This window comes from Allobosea sp., from assembly GCF_017308015.1.
Classification (GTDB): domain Bacteria; phylum Pseudomonadota; class Alphaproteobacteria; order Rhizobiales; family Beijerinckiaceae; genus Allobosea.
Genome location: NZ_JAFKFW010000033.1, coordinates 16,369 through 42,570, shown reverse-complemented (window position 1 = coordinate 42,570; position 26,202 = coordinate 16,369). Strand labels below are relative to the sequence as shown.

Here is a 26,202-nt window from a genome sequence, read left to right as displayed (position 1 = left end):
CCAACCCCTCAGGAGATTGGCCATGCGCATGCGCCTGCTTCGTATCGTTCCCGACAACACCAAGTTCAAATTCGTCTGGTTCCGCCGCTTCAGCTATCCGCTGTCGGCCGCCTATTCGATTCTGGTGCTCGCTCTCTTCCTCACGGTCGGCCTGAATTTCGGCATCGACTTCAAGGGCGGCACCCTGATCGAGATGCAGACGAAGGGCGCTGCCGTCGACATCGCCCAGATCCGCCACACCGCCAACGGGCTTGGCTTCGGCGAGGCCGAAGTGCAGGAATTCGGCTCGGGCGGCGAGGTCTCGATGCGCTTCGGCATGCAGCCGGGCGGCGAGACGGCGCAGCAGGCAGTGGTGGTCAAGGCACGCGAGGCCTTCGCCTCCAACTATGACTTCCGTCGCGTCGAGACTGTGGGCCCGCGCGTTTCGGGCGAACTGGTGCAGGCCGGTACGCTCGGCGTCGTGCTCGCGATCGTTGGCGTGCTGATCTATCTCTGGTTCCGCTTCGAGATGCCGCTGGCGATCGGCGCGATCCTCGGCACGCTGCACGACATCGTGCTGACGATAGGTTTCTTCCTGATCACGCAGCTCGAGTTCAACCTGACTTCGATCGCGGCGATCCTGACCATCGTCGGCTATTCGCTGAACGAGACCGTGGTGGTGTTCGACCGCACGCGCGAACTGCTGCGCCGCTACAAGACCATGCCGATCGCAGAGCTTCTCGATCTCTCGGTCAACTCGACGCTGTCGCGCACGGCGATGACGGCGACCACGACATTCCTTTCGCTGCTCGCGCTCGTGCTGTTCGGCGGCACGGCGATCGAGGGTTTCGCGCTCGTCATGCTGTTCGGCGTCGTGGTCTGCACCTACTCGGCGATGTTCGTCTCGACGCCTGTGCTGCTCTACATGGACGTGCGCTCGGCCGGTGCCCGCGAGGAGGCGCAGGAGGCAGCGCGAGCCAAGGCTTCCGCCGCCAAGGCGAAGGCCTGATCGCGGCCGTGCCGCGGTTCGATGGCTTCGTTCCCGGCCGCTTTCCGCTCGACGCCATCGGCGCGGGCGGGTTTCGCTTCGCCGAGATGAGTCACAAGGGCTCGATCATCGCAACGCCGGCCGGCATCCGCATCTGGCCGGTGACACGCTTTTCCGAGGTCACGATCGAGAGCCTGCAGCCGGTTCTCGACGAGGCGGGCACCATCGATTTCCTGCTGATCGGCACGGGGCCGGAGATCGCCTTCATTCCGCCTGCTCTGCGTGATCCGCTGAAGCAGGCGGGGATCGCCGTGGAGGGCATGGCGACCGGCGCGGCGGCGCGGACCTACAATGTCCTCGTCGGCGAGGATCGGCGGGTGGCCGCTGCCCTGATCGCAGTCGACTGAGGCTGACGATCCGAGAAGCCGGCCATGCCGACGATGTGTAGCGGGGACAGGGCGCTTGCCCTAAGATTGGGAACGGCCGCATGACGACGGGCCGAGGCGGGACGATGCCGCAGACCGATACCGACGACCGCAGGGAGATCGCGCCGGCGCGCCTGCCGGAGGCCTATGCCCATTGCGCCGATCTGGTTCGCGAGCAGGACCAGGATCGCTATATCGCCGGGCTCTACGCTCCCGAGGATCGCCGTGCCGCGCTCTATGCACTCTATGCCTTCAGCCTGGAGATCGCCCGGGTCAGGGTGCTGGTCAGCGAGCCGCTGCCGGGCGAAGTCCGGCTGCAATGGTGGCGCGACGTGCTCGAAGGCCAGGCCAGCGGCGAAACGCAGGCGCACCCGGTCGCCGCGGCTCTGCTCGACACCATCCGGCGCTATCGCCTGCCGGTCGCACCCCTGACGGCGCTGATCGATGCGCGCATCTTCGACCTCTATGACGATCCGATGCCGTCCTTGCGCGATCTGGAGGGCTATGCGGGCGAAACGGCGAGCGCGGTGATCCGGCTCGCCTGCATCGTCCTGGCGGGCGGGCGCGATCCCGGCGGCGCAACGGCCTGCGGACATGCCGGCGTCGCCTATGCGTTGACCGGGCTGATGCGCGCCTTTCCCTGGCATGCGGCCGAAGGGCAGGTCTATCTGCCGGCCGATATCCTCGCTCGCAACGGCGTGACGCGGGACGATATCGTGCGCGGGCGCGGTGGACCGGGCGTGCTCTATTCGCTGAAAGAGCTGCGCGAGATCACGCGCGGACACCTGAAGAAGCTGACCAGCCTCGGTGAGACGATCCCGTCCGGCCTGAAGCCGGCCTTCCTGCCGGTCGCGCTGGTCGAGCCCTATCTCAAGCGGATGGAGATCGGTGGCTACGATCCTTACCGCACGATCATCACCCTGCCGGCCTGGCGGCGGCAATGGGTGCTGTGGCGGGCGTCGCGGCGAAAGTGAAAGACGTTGGCCCTCGGTCGCGTATCGCGCTCCGATTTGCGATGCCCTGAAACAGCAGAGACACGGGGAACCCTCTCCCATAGGGAGAGGGCAGGGTGAGGGGTAGGCCACTCACCGATTTTGCCGTGAGGTGGTCGCTGCGCAGCGGTGAAGTTGATGCCTTGCTGGTCGAGGGGCCTACACCTCACCCCTACCCCTTTCCTTACAGGAGAGGGGATCCCGCGCTTGTCTTGTCTGCCAGGGACGAGCTTCCTACTCCGCCGCCTGGGCCTCGATGCCGCCAGCCCATGCGTCCATCACCTGCTTGGCGCGGGCCGTCAGCGCCTGCTTGCGGGCGAGACTCTTGGCCGGGCCTTTCAGGCGCTTGCCGTCGGGGCCGGTCGTCGCCACGCCCTCGATCGGGGGAAACAGGCCGAAATTGATGTTCATCGGCTGGAAGGAGCGCGGCCCTTCGTCGATGGTGACGATATGGCCGCCGGTGATGTGGTTCACCAGCGCGCCGAGAGCCGTCGCTGCGGGCGGTAGAGGGAGCTCATGGCCCAGCCGTTCGGCGGCTGCCATGCGGCCGGCGAGCAAGCCGGTCGCGGCGCTCTCGACATAGCCCTCGCAGCCGGTGATCTGGCCGGCGAAGCGCAGGCGCGTATCGGCCTTCAGGCGGAGCCGCTCGTCGAGCAGCTTCGGCGAGTTCAGATAGGTATTGCGGTGGATGCCGCCGAGCCGGGCGAACTCGGCATTCTGCAGGCCGGGGATCATCCGGAAGATCGCGGCCTGCTCGCCATATTTCAGCTTGGTCTGGAAACCCGTCATGTTGAACAGCGTGCCGAGCGCATTGTCCTGGCGGAGCTGGACCACGGCATGGGCCTTCACGGTCGGGTTGTGCTTGTTGGTCAGGCCGACCGGCTTCATCGGCCCCCATCGCAGGGTCTCGCGGCCGCGTTCGGCCATGACCTCGATCGGCAGGCAGCCGTCGAAATAGGGCGTGCCCTCCCATTCCTTGAATTCGGTCTTCTCGGCGGCGAGCAGCGCGTCGATGAAGGCCTCGTACTGATCGCGGTCGAGCGGGCAGTTGATGTAGTCGGCGCCGGTGCCGCCGGGCCCGGCCTTGTCGTAGCGTGACTGGAACCAGGCCTGGCCCATGTCGATCGAATCGAAATGGACGATCGGCGCGATCGCATCGAAGAAGGCGAGCGAATCCTCTGATGTCAGAGATTGCAGGCCCTGTGCCAGAGCGGGCGAGGTCAGAGGGCCGGTGGCGATGATGACATTGTCCCATTCGGCCGGTGGGAGGCCGGCGATCTCGCCGCGATCGATGGTGACGAGCGGGTGGGCCTCCAGCGCGGCGGTGACGGCTTGCGAGAAGCCGTCGCGGTCGACGGCGAGCGCGCCGCCGGCCGGGACCTGATGGGCGTCGCCCTTGGCCATGATCAGCGAGTTCAGCCGGCGCATCTCCCAATGGAGCTGGCCGACCGCATTGCTGGAGGAGTCATCAGAGCGGAAGGAGTTCGAGCAGACGAGCTCGGCCAGTCCTTCCGTCTTGTGGGCGTCGGTGCCGCGGACGGGCCTCATCTCGTGGATGATGACGGGGATGCCGGCCTGCGCGACCTGCCAGGCGGCTTCGGAGCCGGCGAGACCGCCGCCGATGATATGAACGGGTTCCATGGCTGGGGATGTGTCCGCAGCGGGCCGCGAGGTCAAGGGACAGGCGGCCTGAAATGCAAAATGCCCGCCGTGAGGCGGGCATTCGCTCTTCGACCGAAGCTCGAGGGGAGGGGAAACACGAGCCTCAGGAGAAACTACACGGAACGCGCCGCGCCCGATGCGCGGTGGTTCTCATTCTGAAGCCTTCAGGCCGCGGCGTGCGAGCGCGCGATGAAGGAGATCTCCGAGCGCGACAGGCCGAGGTCGTCGAGCTCGCGGTCGGTCAGGCGGGAGAGCTCGCGAACGGTCTCGCGATAGCGGAGGTAGGCGCGGATTTTGGCGGCGATCATGGTGACGAACATGGTGGTATCCCTTGCGAATATTCCGGACCGGGGCGGTGCCCACAGCGATAATTTCGTTGTGCACTGCATATAAGCTGAACAGCCTGCTTCCAACAGGGGCGCGTGGTCAGCTCCGATATGCTCCAAATGCATGACGAGTTAAGAATTCGGTCATTTTCGCGGGATCGTTCTGCGCTGATGTAACGCTTGTGGCGAAATTGAGGGAAATGGCAGCCCTCGATTTGTGCATATTTTGCCTTCTGAAGAATCGGCTTCGCGCTTATGCCTCCAAAATAGGCATGCTGCACCTGCTAAATCGCAAGTGGGGTTGCCGAGGCGATTTTGCGTTGCAGCGGAGACGACTCCGATCCTTCCCGATCCCTCAGGAAGGCCGCCCGCGAGGTCGCGAGTCGGATCGTGTCCGGGCAGTGTTTGCCGGGCAGAATTTGCCCGATTTCCGGGCGGGCATGACCCGCGAACCGCGCCTCGCGTCTGACAAGACTCTGAATTTTCGGTGGTTTCGTGGAGTGCCCCTGGCGGCCCGAAGCTTGCCTGCCGATTTTCTCGAAGGAGCAAGCGATGTCGAATCCGATCACCAACCGGCCGAGCAGCCTGCCATTGACGAATCCGGTCAGGTCCGCCGCGCAGAACGACAGCAGCACGGATAACAGCAACCGCGCTCCGGTCGTGGCTTCGACCTCGACAGAGGCCGAATTCCTGAAGGTCGCGCGGATGACACCGGAGGAGCGGATTCAGGCTGCGCTCCTCACGAAGCTCGGCATGACCGAAGAGCAGTTCAACAAGCTCGATTCCAAGGCCAAGGCCGACGTGATGAGCAAGATTCGCGACGAGATGCTGAAGCAGATGCAGGCGAAGGGCGAGGACCGGCCAAAGACCGGCGCGCTCGCCGATATCCGGGTCTGAGATACGCGTCGAGGCCGGCAGGGCCCGGCCTCGACATCATGGTTTGGCGTAGGCTGCGCCGTCAGCTCGCCTTGCCCGCGTCGAAGCGCAGCAGTCGCAGCGCATTGGCGGTGACGATCACGGTCGCGCCGGTATCGGCAAGGATCGCGACCCAGAGCCCGGTATAGCCGAGCACGCTGGTGACGAGGAATACGGCCTTCAACCCGAGCGCGATGGTGATGTTCGTGCGGATATTGCCCATCGCCGCCCGCGCCAGCCGGATCATCGCCGCGACATCGCGCACGCGGCTCTTCAGCACCGCGCCGTCCGCCGTCTCCAGCGCGACGTCGGTGCCCGAGCCCATGGCGATGCCGATGCTGGCGGCGGCGAGCGCCGGCGCATCGTTGATGCCGTCGCCGACCATCATCACGGCGGTCTCGCCGGAGAAGGCCCTGATCGCCGCGACCTTGTCGTCGGGCATCAGCTCGGCCTTGTGCTCCATGCCGAGGCCGGCGGCGATGGCGGCGCCGGTGCGGGCATTGTCGCCGGTCAGCATGGTCGAGCGGATGCCCATCGCCTTGAGCTCGGCGATGGCCGAGGCCGCATCCTCGCGCGGCTCGTCGCGCAGGGCGATGAAACCGGCGAGCGCGCCGTCGACGATGACGGCGGCGACGGTCTTGCCGGCAGCCTCAAGCTCCTCGGCCGCAATCCGTGCCCGCTTGTCGAAGGGCGCGCGGCTTTCGGCATGGCGCGGGGCGCCGACGAAGACCGCACGGCCGTCGATCTGGCCGGTGACGCCCTGCCCGGCGAGCGCCGCGGCCTCGGCCGCCGGCTTGTAGACGATGCCGTCCGCGCGGGCGCGCTCCAGCACGGCCTCGGCCAGCGGATGCGCCGAGCCGTGCTCGACCGCGGCAGCGTAGGCCAGGACCTCCGCCTCGCTGCCGCTGAGTGCCACGATATCGGTGACGCGCGGCCGCCCTTGAGTCAGCGTACCCGTCTTGTCGAAGGCGACGAGGCCGGTCTTGGCAGCGGTCTCGATGACGACGCCGCCCTTCATCAGCAGGCCCTGGCGGGCGCCGGCCGACAGGGCGGCAGCAATCGCGGCCGGCACCGAGATGACCAGCGCGCAGGGGCAGCCGATCAAGAGCAGCGCCAGCGCCCGGTAGATCCAGACCGACCATTCGGCGCCGAACAGGAGCGGGGGCACCAGCGCGACCAGCACGGCGAGCCCGACGATCGCCGGCATATACCAGCGCGAGAAGCGGTCGATGAAGCGCTCCGTCAGGGCGCGAGCCTCCTGCGCCTCCTCGACCAGACGGATGATGCGGGCGATGGTGTTGTCCTCTGCCGCCTTGTCGACGCGCACGCGCAGGGCCGCCTCGCGGTTGATCGAGCCGGCATAGACGGGCTCGCCCACGCCTTTGGTTTTCGGCACGGATTCGCCGGTGACCGGGCTCTCGTCGATTCCGGAGGTGCCGTCGGTGATCTCGCCATCGGCCGGGATGCGGTCGCCGGGGCGGACCAGCACCGTCTGGCCGATGCGCAGGCTCGCGGCATCGACCTGGCGGGTCGCGCCGTTCTCCTCGACGATCGCTGTCTTGGGGACGAGATCGCCGAGCGCCCGGATCGAGGCGCGGGCACGATCGGCCGCGACGCCTTCGAGTACTTCGCCGACCGCGAAGAGGAAGACGACCAGCGCCGCCTCCTCGGCCGCGCCGATGAAGAGCGCGCCGATGGCGGCGATCGTCATCAGCATCTCGATGGTGAAGGGAATGCCGGCGCGGGCTGCGGCAAGGGCGCGCTTCGCCACGGGAGCGACGCCGACGATACAGGCCAGGATGAAGGCCCAATGGCCGATGCCGGGCCAGATCAAGCCGGCGGCATAGGAGGCGCCGAGCAAAAGACCCGTCGCGATGACGAGCCGGCCCTTGCCGGTCTGGTACCAGCTCGCGCCATCGGGCGTGGCCTCATGGATATGGCCGGGCAAGCCGTGGCCGTGATCCTTGGCGGCGGCGAGCTGCTTGGCAGCCCCCGGGCTTTGGTCATGACCGGCGTGGGAATGATCGTGCTTGTGATCGTGGTCATGCGCATGACCCGAGCAGCAGGCGTCGCCGTGCTCATGATTCCCGTGATTGTGCGCCTGGTCGTGATGCTCATGCGCGTGGGCGCCATGATCATGGCCGCAGCCGCAGTTGTCCGGCTTGGCTGCCGCACGCTCAGCGGCCGGAGCCGCCAGTGCGGCAGTGCTGTAGCCGAGGCCGTTGACGCGCTTCTCGATCGCGTCCGGCGTGGTCGCGCCGGCATCGAGCGCGAGCGTCAGCGTCTCCGACATCACGGAGAGCCTGACGTCGCTGACGCCGGGCAGGCGCTCGACCGCGCCGCGAATCTTCGACGCGCAGCTCGCGCAATCCATGCCGCCGACCTTCCAGGACAGGGTCTGGGCTGTGGTTTCGGGGCGGGCGGCCATGACGTGTCTCCGTCTCTCTTTCGCTACGGGACACTTCTCTACAAGCTGTAGCCACTTCAGGTTCAAGAGGAAAAATGCGCTTTGCAGCGGTACCGCGTCTCGTTGGACGCATGCCGTCACCCCGGGCTCTTCGCTAACGCGAAGCCCTGGAATGACAGCGTGTACTCAAGGTCTGCCTCAATCGAGCGGAAACACCGGCCGGCGCAGGCGCTTGTAGGGCAGGCCGGCGATCCGGCTGGTGCAGGGGCCGGGCGTGGTCACGGTGAAACTGCCTTTGGCGATCTTGTCATAGGCGCGCCGGTGCGCAACCGCCGCCTTCACGCCGATCGCTTTCAGCGTCTCGGGCTGGATGCCTTGGGAGCGCAGCTGGCCGAGGTCGAAGGGCGGGGTCTTGCGGCTGCTGAGCAGCACGGTGACACCCTCGACCTGCACCACCACGCAAGGACCCATGCTGAAGCGCGAGCCTTGCGAGGCGGCGAGGTGGCTGTTCAGATCCTCCAGTGCGAATTCGCCGTCGCTGGCGCTGACGAACCGGGCCTCGGTCTCGACCGGTCCCTCAGCGATGAGACTGCCCTTGCCGCCGATCGATAGTCTGCGGGTTTCACCGGGCTCGGCGCCGGCCATCGCTGCGACGGCGGCGGGATCGGCGATGGCGACCGCGCAGTTCTCGACGCCATGGCGCAGGAAGGCACGCAGCACCGAGGTGGCGTCGCCCGGCGCGCCGCCGCCGATATTGTCGGCCGGCTCGACCACGATATAGGGCCCGCCGGGCGAGCGCAGAACTTCCGCGACGGCCTCGTCGAGATTCCATTCCGCCGGCAGGCCGGCTTCACGCAGTTCCGTCGCAATCGCGGTCAGGCGCTCCAGCGCATCGCGGGCCGCCGCTTCCGGGCCGGTGAAGGCGACGGCGAAGGCGACGCCGGCCTCGGGCACATCCGAGAAGGAGTAGCCGCCAACGACATTGGCGACCCAGATATCCGGGTTCTCCTGCTCGATTCGTCGCGCCAGCGCCTCCAGGTCGCGCATCGGCCGGTCGGCCGTGCCGGTGCCGGTCGGCGGCCAGATTACGGGAGCGTTGCAGGAGAGCATACGCGGCCGTTCCCCGCTCGCGAGAGACCGCGCCAGCAGCTTGGCCGACCTCACGGCGGATTCGCGAGCATCGGTATGGGGGTTCTCGCGATAGGCGACGAGGCCGTTGGCATGCTGCGCCATGGCGGCCGTGAAATTCGCGTGCAGGTCGAAGACCGCAAAGACCGGCAAGGTTTCGCAGCCGGGCACCGAGCGGATATGCGCGAGCAGCGTGCCTTCCGGATCAGTGCAACGGGTCGTGACCATGGCGCCGTGCAGGGCGAGCCAGATGCCATCGAGGCCGCCATCCGCGAGGGCGGCCCGCAGGCCGGCATCGAATTCCGCCAGGAAGCGCTGGAATACCGCATGGTCGACCACGCCGGCCGGCAGGGCCCCGTAATCGATTGTCGGAAGCACCTCCCAGCCTTCGGTTTCCGCGACCTCCAGGAAGCCGTCGAGCGTCGAACCGTCGCCGCGCCGCGCCAGCAGCTCCGCGCCCTTGCGGACGGAGAAGTCGGCAAGCGTCGTCTCTTCGTCGACGAAGCTGTGGGTCTCGTGGAAGAGCGACCCCAGCAGGATGCGGCGGCGGGACATGATCGGCTGAATCTCCTTGGCTTGTCAGGCGCTTTCATCTCGGCTGCCGGTCTGTTCCGGATCAAGCCTGCATTGTTCCATTGCAAGGAACGCGGGTGCTTTGACAGGTTGCGCCTCGACCTCGTTTCATGACGCGGACCTTCAGTCTCAAGCGGCGGTTGCCGCCTTTGATCGAGAGAGCATGCGGATGCGCGTCTTCACTGCGTCGCTGGCGACGGAAACCAACACCTTCGCGCCGCTCTTCGTCGATCGCAGCGCTTTCGAAGGCGGCTTCTACTGCCCGCCCGGCGCCCACCCGGACACGCCGACGCTCTGCTCGGCTCCGACCGTCGCGGCGCGGCGTCGTGCTGCCAGCGAAGGCTACGAACTGGTCGAGGGCACGGCGACCTGGGCCGAGCCGGCTGGTCTCGTGTCGCAGGAAGGCTATGAAAGCCTGCGCGACGAAATCCTCGACCAGCTCAAGGAGGCCTTGCCGGTCGATATCGTGCTGCTCGGCCTGCACGGGTCGATGGTGGCGCGCGGCTATGACGACTGCGAGGGCGACCTGATCGCGCGGGTGAGGGCGCTTGCCGGGCCGCATTGCGTCATCGGTGCCGAACTCGACATGCATTGCCATCTGACGGCCGAGATGGTTGCGGGCGCCGACATCATCGTCGCCTTCAAGGAGTTCCCGCATACGGATTTTCTGGCGCGAGCCGAGGATCTGCTGGAGCTCTGCCTGAAGACGGCCCGCAAGCAGGTGAAACCCGTCAGCGCGGTGTTCGATTGCCGGGGGCTCGCCGCCTTCATGACCAGCCGTGAGCCCGGCCGCAGCTTCGTCGATCGGCTCCTGGCGATGGAGGGCCAAGACGGCATTCTCTCGATCTCGATCGCGCATGGCTTCCAGGCGGCGGATGTCGCCGATGTCGGGACCAAGGTGCTGGTGATCGCCGATGGCGACGAGGCGAAGGCGGCGACGCTGGCGAAGGAACTCGGCCTCGAAATCCTGCGCTGGGGGCAGGGCGCCTCGCCGAAGCACTACAAGCCGGAGGAGGGCATAGCGGCGGCGCTCGAATTGGCCAAGCCCGGCAAGCCGGTGGTGCTGGCCGATCGCTGGGACAATCCGGGCGGCGGCGTCGCCGGCGATTCCTCGGTGATGGTCGAGGCGCTGTTGCTGCATCCCGACGTTCCGGCAGCGATCGGAGCGATGTGGGACCCCGTTGCCGTGAGCCTGTGCCGGGCGGCCGGCGTTGGTGCCGAGATTCCCTTGCGCTTCATCGGCAAGGCCGCGCCGTCCTCCGGTCGGCCGATCGATGCGGTGGTGACGGTCACCGGCACGACCGAGGATCTGCTGATCCCGTTCGAGCAGAGCTGGGTCTCGCTCGGCCCCGCCGCGGCGATCCGGATCGGTAAGCTCGACATTGTGCTCGCCTCGACGCGAGCGCAGACCTTCAGTCCTCCGGTGTTCACCGATCTCGGCATCGACCTGAGCGCGAAGAAAGTGGTGGTGGTGAAATCCTCCAACCATTTCCACGCCGCCTTCGCGCCGATCGCGGCACAGGTACTTTATCTCGACAGCGGTGGGCCCTACCCGCCGGACGCGAGCAAGATCCCGTACACCAAGGTGAAACGCCCCTTCTCTCCGCTGGACCCGAATCCATGGCTGTGACTGCTTCCGCCCCGCTCCCGCGCCTGTCGCTCCGTGAGATCGAGGACCAGCGCCTCGATGTGCTGGTGAAGGGCCTGCCGCCGGGCGCGTCGCTACGGCTCGGCGATGTCGGGAAGCAGGGCTGGAGCGTGCTCGCCGGTGACATGCCGATGCCGCTCGCCGTGATCCGTGACAGCGTGCTCAAGGCCAACAGCGCCTGGATGAGTGCTTTCAGCGCTGCCAACGACCTCAAGATCGCGCCGCACGGCAAGACGACGATGGCGCCGCAGCTCTTCGATCTGCAGATCGCCGACGGCGCCTGGGCGATCACCGTCGCGACGATGCAGCAACTGGCCGTCGCCCGGCATTTCGGCGTGAAGCGCGTCATCCTCGCCAATCAGCCGGTCGGGCCGCAGGAGATCGCCTGTTGTTTCGAGGCGCTGCGGGAACCCGGCTTCGAGCTCTATTGCCTTGCCGACAGTGTCGCCGGTGTCGGCCTGCTGGCGGAAGCCGCGAAGGGGCATGCTGGCGCCAATCCGCTGCGCATTCTCGTCGAGATCGGCTTCATGGGTGGGCGTACCGGTGCCAGGACCCGTGAGGAGGCGCTTGTCGTGGCGCGTGCGGTTGCGGGCGCGCCGGGTATGCGGCTTTCCGGCTTCGAATGCTTCGAGGGCCTGCATAGCGACAGTGCCGGCGCGGACAAGCTGCTCGACGAGGTGATCGCCGTCGCGGCGGCGGCGAATGCCGAGGGCCTGCTCGGCCCCGAGCCTCTGGTCCTGAGCGCCGGCGGAACCGCGCTGTTCGACCGGGTCGGCGAAAAGTTCAACGCGGCGAGCCTCGGGCGCCCGCTTCTCAAGGTGCTGCGCTCCGGTTGCTATCTGACGCATGACGATCTCGGCTATTCCGCCTCTTTCCGCCGGATCATGCTGGAGACCAGCCTGAAACTGCCGCCCGGCGAGCTCGAACCCGCTCTCGAGGTCTGGGCCTATGTCCAGTCGCGGCCGGAACGCGGGCGCAGCCTGCTTACTCTCGGCAAGCGTGACATCACTTATGATTCCGCTTTGCCTGTGCCTGTGCGCTGGTATCGGCCGGGCGGGGCGATGAAGCGGCCGGAGCCGATGCCGGCGGGCCATACGGTGCTTGGACTCAACGACCAGCACTGCCATCTCGGCACGCCGGAGGAGAGCCCGCTCCAGGTTGGCGATATGGTGGCCTTCGGCATCGCCCATCCCTGCCTGACCTTTGACAAATGGGCCGTGCTGATGCTGGTCGATGACGACTGGACCGTCACCGGTGCAATCCGGACCTTCTTCTAGGCGGGAACGGGCAGAGGCGAGGCATCCAAGACGAAGCGCAGCAGAACTGGTAGGATCATTCCACTGTTCGCGCCTAGCCTTGGAACCTCTGCCGGAGGTCGCCGATGTCGCTCGTTTGCAGGCCAGCCCGCGCCGAGGATCTGGTTCGGGCGGATGCTCTGGTGGTTGCCAGTATCAACGATTTGACGGTTCGGCACGGCTTCGGGCCGATGGCGACCGCGGGCGCTTCGAGCTTTCAGTCGTTTTCACTGAAGGATGATCCTGCTGGCCTGTGGGTCGCGGAGGATGGGGGCGAAATCGTCGGCTTCGCCTGGAGCTGGGTTTGCGGCGACCTCTGGTTTCTCGCCCAGCTTTTCGTCGATCCATCCCGGCAGGGCCAGGGCATCGGGAATATCCTGCTGGAACGCACCATGGAGCATGCCGGGCAATCCGGAGCCGCCCATAAGGCGCTGATCACCTTCACCTTCAACCGTGTCTCGCAGGGCCTCTACATGCGGCACGGGCTTTTTCCGAAGATGCCGGTCTATTTCTTCAGCGTGCCACGCGAACGGGCGCTGCAAAGCCTGCCGGAGACGGCCTTGCGCGCCGTCCCGATCGACGCCGGCACTGCTACTCTGAAGAGGCTCGCCGCGATCGATTCCCATGCCATTGGCACGTCCCGGGACAAGCATCACCGCTACCTGCTTGACGATCCGACGAGCGACGGTACGCTGCTTTATGCCGGCAATGATTGCGTCGGCTACTGCTATACAAGCAGTAGCGGGCATATCGGCCCTCTCGCGGCAACCGGACCGGACAGGCTACGCGATGTCTTTGTGGCGGCCCTGAAGTTGGCATCAGACCGCGGCGCCGGGACAGTGTCGGCGTTTCTGCCCGGCACCTGCGACGGCGCCTTGAGCCTTGCCATCGACCAGGGCATGCGGATTACCTTTCCGATGTTGCTGATGGCGTCGCCCGGCTACGGAGACTGGGCGCAGTATCTGCCGCGCAATCCGGGTTTCATGTAACCGCGCTGGGTCGCGGTAGTTCTTGCCCGTCAGGGACTGCAGGCAGGGTTGGTGTGCTGTTTCTTCCAGCGAAACCGGTAATCCTTGACGTGAATTCCACCCCTTCCTAGCCTGAACCTCAAGAGGGAAGGCCCACCATCCGCGACGCGGACGAGACGGGCCGCGATGACGGGACGCACGGCGAAGGCCGGATCTCGTCTCGCGCGGAAACGGCCGGGTTAGGCCGGCAAGCAGGATGCTGGGAGGATCGTTCGTGACGACACCGTCATTCCCGATGACTGATGACTCCGATGTTGCCGCGCAGGGCATGCACCGGCGCAGCCTGCTGCAATTGCTGACGGCGGGCGGTGCGGCCCTGGCCGTCCCCGGCCTGTGGAGCAGCCTTGCGCTGGCTCAGGGCCAGACGCCCGTTGCAGGCGGTACGCTGACGATCGGCGCCGATGCCGATCCGATCGGGCTCGACCCGGTCACGGTCAATGCCTTCTCGTCCTACGATTTCACCAGCCTGCTCTATACCGGCCTGCTGCGCTGGAACGCCCAGATGAAGGTCGAGCCCGATCTGGCGACGGGCTACGAGCAGCCCGATCCGAAGACCTATGTCTTCAAGCTCAGACAGGGCGTGAAATTCCACAACGGCAAGGATTTCTCCGCCGCCGACGTCAAGCACACCTTCGACCGGATCATGAACCCGGCGACGGGCAGCCGGCTCAGGGCGCTCTATTCCAGCGTCGAGTCGGTGACGGTGGTCGATCCCTTCACGGTCAAATTCCAGCTCAATGCCACGGACGCCGCCTTCCTGAGCAACCTCGCCAGCAATCCGAACGGCGCGATCGTCCCGGCCGGCGTCGAGAATCTCGTCACCCAGCCGGTCGGTACCGGGCCCTTCGCCTTCGAGGCCTATCAGCCGAACCAGCAATTCTCGCTGACGCGCTTCGACGGCTATTATGAGAAAGGCGAGCCCTATCTCGCGAAGGTGGTCTTCAAGTTCTACAAGGACCAGGCGACGCTGACCTCGGCGCTGCGCTCGCGTGCCATCGACATGACCTGGGTGAAGGACCCGAAGGTCGCGACCGCGATCTCGCGCGCCTCGCAAAGTTTCGTCTCGGCGCCGGGCCAGACCTCGCGGACTTTCCCGATCTGGCTGAACATGAAGGCGAAGCCCCTGAACGACGTGAAGGTGCGTCGCGCGCTCAGCCTCGCCACCGACCGCAAGGCCTGCCTCGACACCGTGCTCGGCGGCTCCGGCAAGGTCGGCGCGATGATCCCGGAAAGCCAGGTCGGTGGCTATGACGGCACGGGAGAGCTGCCCTATTACAAGCATGATCCGGCGGCGGCGAAGGCGCTGCTGGCCGAGGCCGGCTATCCGAACGGACTCGACCTCGGCGACTATATCGTCGTCGCGGCCAACCCGCTCGACGTCGCCTGCGCGCAGATCCTGCAGCAACAATGGCAGGCGGCCGGCATCACGGTGAAGCTGGTGCCGATGGAGACCGCGCCGCTCCTGGCCAAATGGGCGAGCGGCGATTGGCCGACGCTGCTCTCGGTCGCGCTGTCCTGGACGCCTGATCCGGACGGCATTTTCCAGTACATCACCTCGACCAGCGGCTACGGCAAGGCGATGGGCTCGAACGATCCCGAGCTGGACAAGATGATCGCGGAGGCGCGGGCGGAGCTCGACGTGCCCAAGCGTGCAGCCAAGAACCAGGCGATCCAGAAGCGCATCGCCGAGAATGCCTATGTCATCCAGGTCTATCAGTACCCGCTGCGCTGGGAGATCTGGTGGAATTACGTTCAGGGCTATGTGCCGCTCGCCGCGAATATCCGTTCCTTCGTGCGTACGACATGGCTGAAGAAATAGGTCCGGCCTGCCGCCTTCCGGCGGAGGTTTGCCGATGACGCGTTTCGTCCTCGGGCGTCTCGCCTGGATGGCCGCGATCCTGCTCGGCGTCTCCTTCGTCGCCTTCATGCTGATGCGGGCCATTCCCGGCGATTTCGCCATCGCCGCAGCGGGCTCTCAGAGCGTGGCGCCGGAGGTGCTGGCGACGATCCGGCGGGACCTCGGCCTCGACCAGCCGCTGATGGCGCAATATCTGCACTGGCTCGGCTCTGCGCTGACCGGCGATTTCGGCAAGTCCTTCGTCACGCGCCAGCCGGTGCTCGGCGAATTGCTCGGCCGGCTCGCGGTGACGTTCCAGCTCACGTTGCTCGCCGCGGTCATCGCTGCGGTGATGGGTGTCGCTTCCGGGCTCGCGGCGGCGCGCCTGCGCGGTGCGACCGACTGGCTGGTGCGGCTCTGGAACGGGCTGATGCTGGCGGTGCCGAACTATGTCGTCGCGACGCTGATCGTGCTGCTCTTCGGGCTCTACTTCCCCGAGATCACGGTGCTCGGCTACACGCCCTTTCTTGAGAGCCCGCTCGGCAATCTCGCCAGCCTGCTGCTGCCCGCCTTCGCGCTGGCGCTCGCGGTCTCCGTCACCATCGCGGAGAACACGCGCGCCGCCGTGCTCGAGGTCGCCAACCAGGATTTCGTCATGGTCGCCCGCGCCAAGGGGCTGACCCCGGCCGCGATCCTGCGCGACTATCTGATGCGCAACGCCTTGACGCCGGTGATCACCGCGGCCGGCCTGAAGATCGCGGCGCTGCTCGGCGGCAGCATCCTGGTCGAGACCATCTTCGCTATTCCCGGCATGGGCCAGTACCTGTTCGATTCCATCAACAGCCGCGACTATCCGGTGATTCAGGCGATCGTGCTGGTCGCCGCCGGTATCGTCGTACTGGTCAATACGGCGATCGATATCGCCTATGCCCGCGTCGATGCACGGGTGCAGATGTGAGCGGGGCCGTGCAGGACAACGCGCCGGTTGCCACACCGCGCAAGGGGGCGGGGGTCACGCAGGGCTGGCTGCTGCTAGGCCTTGGCCTTGCCATGCTCGCACTGATGCTGGTGCTGACGATCTTCGCGCCGCTGGTCGCGCCTTATGACCCGTCCGCCACTTCGCCGGATTCGCTGGCGCCGGCCAGTGCCGCGCATTGGCTCGGTACGGATTCGATCGGGCGCGACGTCTTGAGCCGCCTGATCGTCGGCGGGCGCACGACGCTGCTCATCACGGTCTCGGCCGTGCTGATCGCGCTGGTGGCCGGGCTGATCCTCGGGCTCGCGGCCGGCTACCTCGGCGGGCGCACCGACGAGATCATCATGCGGCTGCTGGATGTCGTCTTCGCCTTCCCGGTGCTGCTGCTGGCGATCGCGGTGGTGGCGGCGCTGGGGCCGACCGTACCCAATCTGATCCTGACCATCGCCATCGTCTACACGCCGGCCATGGCGCGGGTGGTGCGGGCGCCGGTGCTCAGCGTCAAGCAATGGGACCATGTCGAGGCGGCGCGCAGCGTCGGCATGAGCGAGATCAGGCTGGTGCTGCGCCATATCCTGCCGATCGTGGTCTCGCCGATCCTCGTCGCGACCAGCTTGACGCTGTCGCAGACGATCTTCACGGTGACGGCTCTGTCGTTCCTCGGTCTTGGCCCGCCGCCGCCCGATCCGAACTGGGGCGGCATGCTCTCGGAAGCGCGCCAGTTCATGGAACTCGCGCCGCTGACGGTGGTGGGCCCGGCGCTGGCGATCGTCTTCGCGACGCTGACCTTCATCATCATTGCCAATGGCTTGCGCGAGGTTCTCGACGTGGGGAGCGTGCGATGACCGGCCCGCTGCTCAGGGTGCGCGACCTGACCGCGACCGTGACGACGCGTCGCGAAGTGATCCAGGCGGTGCGCGGCATCTCCTTTGACATCAATGCCGACGAGGCGGTCGGCTTCGTCGGTGAATCCGGCTGCGGCAAGAGCGTCACTGCCAAGGCCCTCATGCGCCTGGCGCCGGAGGGTGCCTCGATCGGGCTTGGAGGCTCAGTCGCCTTCTGGGGGCAGGACTTGCTCGGGCTTGGCGAAGACGAGATGCGCGACCTGCGCGGCCGGCGCATCGCCATGGTCTTCCAGGACCCGATGACCTCGCTCAACCCGGTGATGAGCATCGGCGCACAGATGGGCGACATGCTGCGCCGCCATCTCGGCCTCTCCGTGAAGGACGCACGCGAGCGCAGCATCGAACTGCTCGACCTCGTCGGCATCCCCGACCCGGCGCGGCGGATCGACGATTTCCCGCATCAGTTCTCGGGCGGGCAGCGCCAGCGCGTGCTGATCGCGATCGCGATCTCCTGCGAGCCGGACCTCTTGATCGCCGACGAGCCGACGACGGCGCTCGACGTCACCGTGCAGGCGCAGATCCTGCGCCTGCTGCTGCGGCTGCGGGAGGAGCGCGGCATGGCGCTGATGCTGATCACCCATGATTTCGGCGTGGTCGCCGGCATGGTCGACCGGGTGAACGTGATGTATCGCGGCGAGATCGTCGAGGCAGGGCCGGTCGACACCGTTTTCGCCGAACCGCAGCACGCCTATACGCGGGCGCTGCTCGATGCGGTGCCGCGCCTGCACGAGACGGGGGCGGTGCGATGACGGAGCCGCTGCTGCAGGTCCGCGACCTCTCGGTGCTGTTTCCGGCGCGGCGCGGCGCACCGCCGGTCAAGGCGGTGGAGGGCCTCTCCTTCGATATCGGGCCGGGGCAGACGCTTGGGCTCGTCGGCCAGTCCGGCTCCGGCAAGACCACGGCGGGACGCGCCATCCTCCAGCTCCAGAAGGCGAGCGAGGGCTCGGTCAAGCTGCTCGGGCAGGAATTGACGACGATGCGTTCCGGCGATTTGCGCCGGATGCGCCGGCACATGCAGTTCGTGCTGCAGAACCCCTATTCCAGCCTGCATCCGCGCATGACGATCGGGCAGATCCTGAGCGAGCCCTTGCAGGTTCATCGCACGGTGCCGGCCAACCGCATCCGCGAGCGCGTCGAAGAGCTGCTGGAGCTGGTCAATCTCGACCCCGCGATGACAAGGCGCTATCCGCATGAGTTCTCCGGCGGCCAGCGCCAGCGCGTCGTCATCGCCCGGGCGCTGGCGGTCAATCCCGATTTCGTTGTTTGCGATGAACCGGTCTCGGCACTCGACGTCCGCACGCAGGCGCAGATCGTCACGCTGCTGCAATCGCTGCAGCAAAAGCTCGGCCTGTCCTATCTGTTCATCGCGCATGACCTCGCCATCGTCCGCGAGATGGCGCATCGCGTCGCTGTGATGTTCCGCGGGCGCATCGTCGAGATGGGCAGCGCGGCGCAGGTCTATGACAGCCCGGCTCACCCTTACACGCAGCTCCTGCTCGATGCGGTGCCGGTACCCGATCCCGTGCTCCAGCGCGAGCGGCTCCGGCGCGCCCCGCCCGATCTGCGCTTCCTCGACGGCGATGGCGGGGCTTGCGTCCAGGGTGTCGATCATGTGCGGGCAGGGACGTCCGAATGGCATGAGGTCGCGCCGGGGCATGGCGTCTCCTGCCGCTACTGGCCGCAGGGCCGCAGCGCGGCTGCGTGATTGGATGTTCCTTCAGATGGAACATCCAATCCTTGACGTGAAATGTTTGGCGCAATTACGCTTTTGACGATGAGGCCGGGCTGCCGATCGACCGAAATGCAGCCGGGAACGATGCCCTGAAGTCGACCAACCGCTTCGCCCGGCACCGGCCGGATCCGCGAAGCCGCAATCCGGGAGGATGCCCGTGCGTCTGGCGCTGATCCACATCGTTCAGGAGACGAACGACTTCAATCCGCTGCTGACGACGCTCGCCGATTTCGAGGCGTTCGGCCTCGTCGAGGGCGAGGAGATCGCCCGGCAGTTCGGCGAGATCGGCCAGATCGGCGGGCATTATGCGGCGGTGAAGGAAAGCGGACTCGCTGTCGAGACGATCCCGATCATCCGTGCCTGGGCCGTTGCGGGCGGGCGCATCTCCCGCGAGGCCTTCGATTTCTTCCAGGCGAAGATCCGGGCCGGGCTGGAGACGGTCGGGCCGATCGACGGGCTCGTCCTGCATCTGCATGGCGCCTGCGCGGCCGAGGGCATCGACGATGTCGAGGGCGAGCAGGCCGAGCTCTGCCGCAGGATCCTCGGGCCGGATGTGCCGATCCTGCTGGGGCTCGATCATCACGCCAATGTCACCCACAAGATCATGGCCAACTGTACGGCCATCGTCGGGCACCGCACCCAGCCGCATGACGTGTTCGATACCGGCAAGGTCGGGACCGAGGTGCTGCTGCGCATCCTCACCGAGAAGTGCAAGCCAGTGATGGCCTGGCGCAAGATTCCGTTGCTCTCGCATCAGGAACAGTTCCTGACCTCGAAGGGGCCGATGAAGGTCTGGTTCGATCGAGCGCGGGCGATCGAAGCCGACCGGCGCGTCCTGCAGGCCTCGAACTATCCGATGCAGCCCTGGCTCGATGTCGCCGAGGGCGGCTGGTCGACGATCGTCGTCACCGATGGCGATCAGGCGCTGGCCGAGAAGCTGGCGGACGAACTGGCCGATCTCGCCTGGTCGATGCGCGATGATTTTCAGGTGCGCGAAGCGGTCTCCATCGATGATGCCGTGCGCAAGGCCGATGCGGCAGAGCGCGGCATGGTCGTGGTCAGCGATACCGGCGACACCGTCTTCGGCGGCGCGGCCGGCGACAGCAACCTGCTGCTGGAATCGATGCTGCGGCTCGGCATCAGGAGCAAGGCGCTGATCCCGCTGATCTCGCCCAAGGCCGTCGCGACGCTGACGGCGGCGGGCGAGGGCGCCGAGGTCACTCTGCCGCTCGGCGGCGATGCAGCGACCGCCTTCTTCAAGCCGCTGACCGTGACGGGGAGGGTGCGCAAGCTCGGCGGCGGATCGATCCCGCTGAGGTTCAACCACCAGCCGGAAGTCGACATGGGCCGGGTCGCGGTCTTCGATGTCGGGCCAGTGACACTGCTGATCTCGGAACTGCGCGGCGTCGCGGGCAACGTCCCCGATGTCTACGAGGCCTTCGGCATCGACCTCTCCGAATACAAGATGGCGGTGCTCAAGACCGCCTCGAACTTCCAGTATTTCGACCGCATCGCCTCCGGGCTCGTCCGCGCCGACACGCGCGGGCCGGGGCAATCGGACGTGTTCACCCTGCCGTGGCAGCGGATTCCGCGTCCGGTCTATCCGTTGGAGACAATAAGCGACTGGCGGGCGCATTCGTCCCAGCCAGGAGCGGGGAAAAGCTGAGACGAAACCGAACACAACGAGAGGGGAAAGCGATGACAAAGCTGTCGCGACGTCAATTCGGCATGGCCGGCCTAGCGCTGGCGAGTGTGTCCCTGGCGGGTGGCCTGCCGGCCTCCGCCCAGCAGCTCAAGGGCGGGAGGCTGCGCGTCGCCGTGCTGAGCGAGCTGGCGAACTACGATCCACAGCAGCTCTCGACGGTGAATTTCCACGTCATCAAGAACCTCTACGACAGCCTGATCGAGTACACCCCGGAGGGAAAACCGGAGCCTAGCCTCGCGACCGAATGGAACATTGCGCCCGACAAGACGTCGGTGACGCTGAAGCTGCGCAGCGGCGTGACCTTCCATAGCGGCACGCCGTTCAAGGCGGATTCCGTGCTGGCGACCCTGCAGAAGGGCGCGGATCCCAAGCGCGGCAAGAACGTGTTCTCCACGATGTCGATCGTGAAGGACTGGTCGGCGCCGGACGATGCCACGGTGACGATCAACTTCAAGGCGCCGGTGCCCGAGCGGCAGATGCTCGACCTGCTGCAATTCCTGATCCCGATCGACCCCAAGGGCATTGACACGGTCGAGACCGTCCCGGCCGGGACCGGACCCTACACGCTGGTCAACCGGGCCGTCGGCCAGAGCCTGACGCTCAAGGCCAATCCGAAATACTGGCGCGAGAAGCAGCCGATCGTGCAGGACCTCGTCTTCACGGTGTTCAGCGAGGATGCATCGGCGAGCGCGGCGCTGGAATCGGGCGCGGTCGACATCGTCTATAACGGTTCCTCGCGCAGCGCGGTCAGGCTCAAGAATGCCGGCTTCCAGGTCTTCGCCGGACCGGGACCGCTGGTGCAGGTCTTCCGCATCAACTCGACGCGCGGGCCGTTCCGAAACAAGTCGTTCCGGCAGGCCTTCAACCATCTGATGGACCGGGCGAGCATCCTGCGCGTCGGCTATGCCGGCATGGGCAAGGTCGTGGCGCTGCCCTGGGCGCCGGCGAGCCCGGCCTATGACGAAAGCTACAACGCGACCTATGCCTATGACCTGGAGAAGGCCAAGAAGCTGATCGCAGCTTCCGGCCTTTCCGCCGACGAGATCAAGAACTGGAAGCTCCTGGTCAACGGCAGCGACGAGTCTTCCGTCGCGATCAGCCAGATCGTGCAGGGTTCGCTGCAGAAGGTCGGCATCCCCGTCGAACTCGACATGCGGCAGGGCGCGGAATACGTCACCGCGCTGCTCGGCGGCGATTTCGCCGCGACTTTCGGGGCTGTCGGCAATGTCCAGAAATTCCCGTCGCGGGTCACGACCAACTCGATCTACCGCACCTCGGGCAATCCGATCCTGAAGGACCCGCATCCGCATCCGGACTATGTTGCGGCGATTGCCAAGGTCGATGGCGCCTCGGGCGGCGCGGCCGAGGTCAAGGCGGCCTATGACAACCTCAACAAGGTCATGGTCGAGGAAGCCTTCGGCATCCCCACCAATTCCTACGATGTCGGCCTGATCGTCGCTTCCGACAAGATCGGCGGCATCACGCTCGACATCGACAATCTGTTCATCGCCCGCACCATCGGCTTCAAATGATGCGGCTTGACGACCCCGGGCGGCGCGAGCGCGGCGCCCGGCGATGATGGATGTTCTTGCCAGGATGAAGGGATTGCTGCGCCGGCTGTTGGCCCGGCGCGGCGCGGCTTTAGGGCTCGGCTTCCTTGCGCTGGTCGCGCTGGCGGCGGCTTTCGCGACCGTTCTGCCCTTCGATCCGCTCTCGCAGAGCGTGGCAGCTTCGCTGCTGCCGCCTTCCGCCGAGAACTGGTTCGGCACCGACGAACTCGGCCGCGATATTCTGGCGCGGGTGATCTATGGCGCGCGGACATCGCTGCTGACGGCCGCCGGCGCGGTCGTCATCGCGGCTCTGGTCGGCGTGCCGGTCGGGCTCGCCGCCGGCTTCTATGGCGACTGGCGCGATTCCCTGCTGATGCGCTGCATCGACGTGCTGCTGGCGCTGCCGAACATCCTGTTCGCGATGGCGCTGATCGCCGTGCTCGGACGCAGCCAGGGGGCGGCGCTGATCGCGGTCGGCATAGCCGGTATCCCGGGATTCGCCCGCATCGCGCGGGCCCAGGTCATGGCCTTGCGCCAGCTCGATTTCGTCACGGCGGTGCGCGGCTTCGGCGGAAGTCCCGGCTACATCATGTTCAAAACGATTCTTCCTAATGCTTTGAGCCCGTTGGTGGTTCAGGCGATCGTACTGGCCTCGATCGCGATCCTGCTCGAGGCGGCGCTCGCCTTCCTGGGGGTCGGCGTGCCGCCTCCGACGCCGAGTTGGGGCGAGATGCTGCGCACCGGCAAATCCTATCTCTACGAGGCGCCGACCTATGCGGTGCTGCCCGGTATCGTGCTGACGCTGACGATCCTGTCGCTCGACACGATCGGCCGGGCGCTGACCGCGATCCTCGATCGCGACGAGACCGATGCCAGCGGCGAGACGATCGGGGGCCGGCGATGACGGCCTATGTCCTGCGCCGCCTCCTCCAGATGCTGCCGGTGCTCCTGCTCGCCTCCTTCGCGATCTTCGCGATGATCTATGCCGTTCCCGGCGGGCCGGTTGCGGTGATCGTCGGCGAGAATGCCGGGCCGGAGGAGATCGCCGCCGCGATCCAGCGCTATGGACTCGACCGGCCGATGGTCGTGCAATACGCGGACTGGCTCGGACGCGCCGCGACGGGCGATTTCGGGCTCTCGCTGCACAGCCGCCAGCCTGTGCTGCAACTGATCGGCGAGCGCTTGCCGGCGACCTTGCAACTGGCGCTGGCGGCGATCATCGTTGCGCTCCTCATCGGCATTCCCGTCGCGATCGCGAGCGCGGTGAGGCCGAATTCCTGGCTCGACCGTCTGCTCAGCGGCTGGAGCGCCCTGGCGCTGGGCGTGCCGACCTTCTGGCTCGGCATCCTGCTGATCCTGTTGTTCGCTGTCGAATTGCGCTGGCTGCCTTCGGCCTCGCGCCACGTTCCGTTCTGGGAATCGCCGGTTGACGCGTTGCGCAGCCTCGCGCTGCCGGCGATCACGCTCGGAACCTATGTTTCGGGCATTCTGGCGCGTTTCCTGCGGGCGTCGCTGATCGGCGAGGCGCGGGCCGACTATGTCCGCACCGCCCGCGCCAAGGGCGTACCGGAGAACCGCATCGTCGGCTTCCACATCATGCGCAATGCGCTGCTGCCCTTCGTCACCATCGTCGGTTTGATGATGGCGAATTTCATCGGCGGCGCCGTGGTGACGGAGGCTGTCTTCACCTATCCGGGACTCGGGCGCCTGCTGATCCAGGCGATCAGTACCCGCGACTACCCGCTGATTCAGGGCTGCATCCTGGTGATCCTGGTCGCCTACATGCTGATCAACCTCACGGTCGACATGCTCTATGCCTGGATCGACCCGCGGATCGAATACCGATGAGCCCCTCAGCGCAGATCGGCAGTCGGGCGCGAGCCGAGATGGGTCGAGATGCCGGCGGCGACCTCGCGCAACCGCGTGCCGACCTTCGCCGCCAACGAATGCGGCATCCGCATCAGCGGCGCCGAGACGCTGAGAGCCGCAACGGGATAGCCGTCCTCGTCGAGGATCGGCACGCCGACGCACATGGCGCCGTCCTCGTTCTCGCCTATCTCGGTGGCATAGCCGGTGCGGGCGACTTGGCGGAGCTGCCGCTCGATCTCCTCGCGTCCGAGCAGGGTGCGGCCGGTGCGTTCGGTCAGCGGCAGGTCGAGCTGCCGCTGCCGCTCAGCGTCGGGCAGGAAAGCGAGGATCGCCTTGCCGAGTGCGGTCGAATGCATCGGATGGCTCTCGCCGATACGGGCCTGCATTCTGAGCGAGCGGTTGGCCTCGATCAGGTCGATATAGACGACCCTGCCATTGCCTTTGACTGCAAGGTTCACGGTCTCGTTGAACTCCTGCATCAATTCGATCATCGCCGGGCGGGCGAGCTCCCGGACCTTGCTGACGCTGGCATCGGCGCGGGCGATCGAGCGCAATTGCGGGCCGAGATTGTAGCGATCGGTCGCGCGGTTGTGGTCGAGGAAGCCGGCGGCGGTCAGAGTTTGCAGATAGCGGAACGTCGTCGTCTTCGGGATCTTGAGCTCCTTGCTGACGGCGGTGAGCGCGATCTCGTGGCCGTGGCGGGCGACGAGCTCCAGCACCTTCAGCGCCTTCATCACCGGCTGCACGACATAGGGGTTGTCGGGTTTTCTGACCATGGCCGCTCCGGTGGTCGGGCTCGCTCGGGAACCACCATGACCAAAGCCGATAAATTCCGCAAGACGAAACCCCTGTTCCTTTACGCGGTGCGTTCGGTCTGGTCTGGTCGGGGGCAACAGCAGGAGGCAACGCAGTGACAGGCAATGGCAGCCAGCAGGCGGGCGCTCTGCGCTTTGACGAATCCGCCCGGCAGATCGCCGCGAATGCGCGTTTCATCGCCGGCGGTGTGAACAGCAATTTCCGGTTGGGAATGCAGCCCGGGCCGCTCGTCTTCGAGCGCGGCGAGGGCGCCTATCTGATCGATGCCGATGGCAACCGGATCATCGACTATTACTGCGGCATGGGCGCGACGGTGCTCGGCCATACACCCGCGCCGGTCATCGAGGCGGTGAAGCGGCAGGCCGAGAAGGGCATCCTCTTCGCCGGCCAGATGCCGGTCGAGGCGGAGGCGGCGCAGTTGATCTGCGAGTGCGTTCCCTCGGCGGAGCGGTTGCGCTTCGGCTCATCGGGTTCGGAGGTGGCGCAGGCGGCGATGCGGTTGGCGCGGGCCGCCACCGGCAAACGTACCATCGTCAAGTTCGAGGGTCATTATCACGGCTGGTTCGACAACATCCTGTGGTCGACGGCGCCTGGGCTCAACGCAGCCGGACCGGAGGAGGCGCCGACGCCGGTGATCGGCAGCAGGGGCCAGGACCCCGAAGCGGGAGAGGGACTCTCGATCCTCGGCTGGAACGATCTCGCGGCGCTGGAGGCCCGGCTCGCCAAGGGCGATGTCGCGGCCGTGCTGATGGAGCCGGCGATGTGCAACCAGGGCGCCATCGCGCCCGCTCCGGGCTATCTGGAAGGCGCGCTCGCCGCGTGTCGCAAGCATGGCGCGATCCTGATCTTCGACGAGGTCATCACCGGTTTCCGGCTGGGACGCGGCGGAGCGCAGGAGCGCTTCGGCGTGACGCCCGATCTCACGCTGATGGCGAAAGCGATCGCCAACGGTTTCCCGGTTGCGGCGATCGCGGGACGGGCCGACCTGCTCGACCTCTTCGCGGACGGCGTGCTGCATGGCGGCACCTTCAACGCCCAGCCGGTGTCCATGGCGGCGCTGGTCGCGACCCAGAAGGCGCTGACGCCGGAGCATTACGAGCGTAGCTCGGCTCATGGCCAGCGTCTGCAGGACGGCATCCGTACCATCCTGAAAGAGGCTGGCATCAAGGCGCAGGTCGTCGGCTTCCCGCTGATGTTCCACGTTGCCTTCGGACTCGACGCGCCGGCGCGGAACTACCGCGACGTCGCGCGTGCCGATAAGGCCGCCTATAGTCGCTTCGCCCATGAATTGCTCAAGCGCGGCGTGCGCGTGCTGGAGCGCGGCGCCTGGTTCGTGTCGTCGGAGCACGATGCGCCAGTGGTCGATGCGACGCTGGCGGCCGTGCGGGATGCGGCACGGGCTGTGGCCTAGCATCCGGCAACGAGCGACATCCAGGCAGCGCCCGG

Annotated in this window: 22 protein-coding genes; 17 read left to right on the top strand and 5 right to left on the bottom strand. The window is 66.6% G+C overall.

Going from position 1 to position 26,202, the window contains the following annotated elements; all coding sequences use genetic code 11:
• The first annotated feature begins 28 nt into the window (after positions 1-28).
• The 3 genes from secF to J0I42_RS21660 all read left to right on the top strand — a co-directional run bounded on the left by secF (position 29) and on the right by J0I42_RS21660 (position 2,366).
• Positions 29-988, top strand: coding sequence for a protein translocase subunit SecF (gene secF, locus J0I42_RS21670; RefSeq protein ID WP_291657978.1), 960 nt, complete (start codon positions 29-31; stop codon positions 986-988).
• 8 nt (positions 989-996) lie between these two features.
• Complete coding sequence (locus tag J0I42_RS21665) at positions 997-1,374, top strand: Mth938-like domain-containing protein (RefSeq protein WP_291657944.1); 378 nt, start codon at positions 997-999, stop codon at positions 1,372-1,374.
• A gap of 80 nt (positions 1,375-1,454) precedes the next feature.
• Positions 1,455-2,366: a phytoene/squalene synthase family protein gene (locus J0I42_RS21660; RefSeq protein ID WP_465247709.1), complete on the top strand. Its 912-nt coding sequence runs from the start codon at positions 1,455-1,457 to the stop codon at positions 2,364-2,366.
• A gap of 252 nt (positions 2,367-2,618) precedes the next feature.
• Here J0I42_RS21660 and trmFO read toward each other — a convergent pair whose 3' ends face one another.
• Positions 2,619-4,025 (bottom strand): methylenetetrahydrofolate--tRNA-(uracil(54)-C(5))-methyltransferase (FADH(2)-oxidizing) TrmFO, encoded by a 1,407-nt coding sequence (gene trmFO, locus J0I42_RS21655; protein WP_465247708.1) that lies wholly within the window; start codon positions 4,023-4,025, stop codon positions 2,619-2,621.
• A gap of 185 nt (positions 4,026-4,210) precedes the next feature.
• Entirely contained in the window at positions 4,211-4,366 is a 156-nt protein-coding gene (locus tag J0I42_RS21650; protein WP_082009515.1) for a DUF1127 domain-containing protein, read from the bottom strand.
• A 558-nt stretch (positions 4,367-4,924) separates the two neighbouring features.
• Between J0I42_RS21650 and J0I42_RS21645 the strand changes: the two genes are divergently transcribed.
• The gene (locus tag J0I42_RS21645) at positions 4,925-5,269 is read left to right on the top strand and encodes a hypothetical protein (protein WP_291657939.1); all 345 of its coding nucleotides are present in this window, start codon (positions 4,925-4,927) and stop codon (positions 5,267-5,269) included.
• Positions 5,270-5,330: 61 nt separating this feature from the next.
• On the opposite strand, the gene J0I42_RS21640 is transcribed toward J0I42_RS21645, so the two are convergent.
• Positions 5,331-7,715 (bottom strand): heavy metal translocating P-type ATPase, encoded by a 2,385-nt coding sequence (locus tag J0I42_RS21640; protein ID WP_291657937.1) that lies wholly within the window; start codon positions 7,713-7,715, stop codon positions 5,331-5,333.
• 177 nt (positions 7,716-7,892) lie between these two features.
• Positions 7,893-9,377, bottom strand: a complete 1,485-nt coding sequence (locus J0I42_RS21635; protein WP_291657936.1) for a M81 family metallopeptidase — start codon at positions 9,375-9,377, stop codon at positions 7,893-7,895.
• Between the two features lie 187 nt (positions 9,378-9,564).
• Between J0I42_RS21635 and J0I42_RS21630 the strand changes: the two genes are divergently transcribed.
• The 12 genes from J0I42_RS21630 (at position 9,565) to J0I42_RS21575 (ending at position 23,919) form a co-directional block, all read left to right on the top strand.
• The gene (locus J0I42_RS21630; RefSeq protein ID WP_291657934.1) at positions 9,565-11,025 is read left to right on the top strand and encodes a M81 family metallopeptidase; all 1,461 of its coding nucleotides are present in this window, start codon (positions 9,565-9,567) and stop codon (positions 11,023-11,025) included.
• Positions 11,016-12,320, top strand: a complete 1,305-nt coding sequence (locus tag J0I42_RS21625) for an alanine racemase (RefSeq protein WP_291657932.1) — start codon at positions 11,016-11,018, stop codon at positions 12,318-12,320. Before J0I42_RS21630 ends, J0I42_RS21625 begins: the two co-directional genes overlap by 10 nt.
• Positions 12,321-12,424: 104 nt before the next feature.
• The gene (locus J0I42_RS21620; RefSeq protein ID WP_291657931.1) at positions 12,425-13,327 is read left to right on the top strand and encodes a GNAT family N-acetyltransferase; all 903 of its coding nucleotides are present in this window, start codon (positions 12,425-12,427) and stop codon (positions 13,325-13,327) included.
• Between the two features lie 274 nt (positions 13,328-13,601).
• Entirely contained in the window at positions 13,602-15,185 is a 1,584-nt protein-coding gene (locus J0I42_RS21615) for an ABC transporter substrate-binding protein (RefSeq protein ID WP_291657930.1), read from the top strand.
• Between the two features lie 34 nt (positions 15,186-15,219).
• Positions 15,220-16,161 carry an ABC transporter permease gene (locus J0I42_RS21610; RefSeq protein WP_291657928.1) on the top strand — a complete coding sequence of 314 codons (942 nt, stop codon included), beginning with the start codon at positions 15,220-15,222 and terminating at the stop codon, positions 16,159-16,161.
• Entirely contained in the window at positions 16,158-17,024 is an 867-nt protein-coding gene (locus J0I42_RS21605) for an ABC transporter permease (RefSeq protein ID WP_291657927.1), read from the top strand. Before J0I42_RS21610 ends, J0I42_RS21605 begins: the two co-directional genes overlap by 4 nt.
• Complete coding sequence (locus J0I42_RS21600; protein WP_291657926.1) at positions 17,021-17,833, top strand: ABC transporter ATP-binding protein; 813 nt, start codon at positions 17,021-17,023, stop codon at positions 17,831-17,833. Before J0I42_RS21605 ends, J0I42_RS21600 begins: the two co-directional genes overlap by 4 nt.
• On the top strand, positions 17,830-18,789 hold the full coding sequence (locus J0I42_RS21595) for an ABC transporter ATP-binding protein (protein ID WP_291657924.1): 960 nt from the start codon (positions 17,830-17,832) through the stop codon (positions 18,787-18,789). Before J0I42_RS21600 ends, J0I42_RS21595 begins: the two co-directional genes overlap by 4 nt.
• A 184-nt stretch (positions 18,790-18,973) precedes the next feature.
• On the top strand, positions 18,974-20,482 hold the full coding sequence (locus J0I42_RS21590; protein ID WP_291657922.1) for a M81 family metallopeptidase: 1,509 nt from the start codon (positions 18,974-18,976) through the stop codon (positions 20,480-20,482).
• Between the two features lie 32 nt (positions 20,483-20,514).
• A complete protein-coding gene (locus tag J0I42_RS21585) occupies positions 20,515-22,053 on the top strand; it encodes an ABC transporter substrate-binding protein (RefSeq protein WP_291657920.1) in 1,539 nt (512 codons plus the stop codon).
• A gap of 43 nt (positions 22,054-22,096) precedes the next feature.
• Positions 22,097-22,975, top strand: a complete 879-nt coding sequence (locus J0I42_RS21580) for an ABC transporter permease (RefSeq protein WP_291657919.1) — start codon at positions 22,097-22,099, stop codon at positions 22,973-22,975.
• A complete protein-coding gene (locus J0I42_RS21575; protein WP_291657918.1) occupies positions 22,972-23,919 on the top strand; it encodes an ABC transporter permease in 948 nt (315 codons plus the stop codon). Before J0I42_RS21580 ends, J0I42_RS21575 begins: the two co-directional genes overlap by 4 nt.
• A 5-nt stretch (positions 23,920-23,924) precedes the next feature.
• Here the strand turns inward: J0I42_RS21575 and J0I42_RS21570 are convergent, their stop codons facing one another.
• Positions 23,925-24,716 carry an IclR family transcriptional regulator gene (locus J0I42_RS21570; protein WP_291657917.1) on the bottom strand — a complete coding sequence of 264 codons (792 nt, stop codon included), beginning with the start codon at positions 24,714-24,716 and terminating at the stop codon, positions 23,925-23,927.
• 134 nt (positions 24,717-24,850) lie between these two features.
• Here J0I42_RS21570 and J0I42_RS21565 point away from each other — a divergent pair, with 134 nt between their 5' ends.
• Positions 24,851-26,167 carry an aspartate aminotransferase family protein gene (locus tag J0I42_RS21565; RefSeq protein ID WP_291657916.1) on the top strand — a complete coding sequence of 439 codons (1,317 nt, stop codon included), beginning with the start codon at positions 24,851-24,853 and terminating at the stop codon, positions 26,165-26,167.
• Positions 26,168-26,202: the final 35 nt, after the last annotated feature.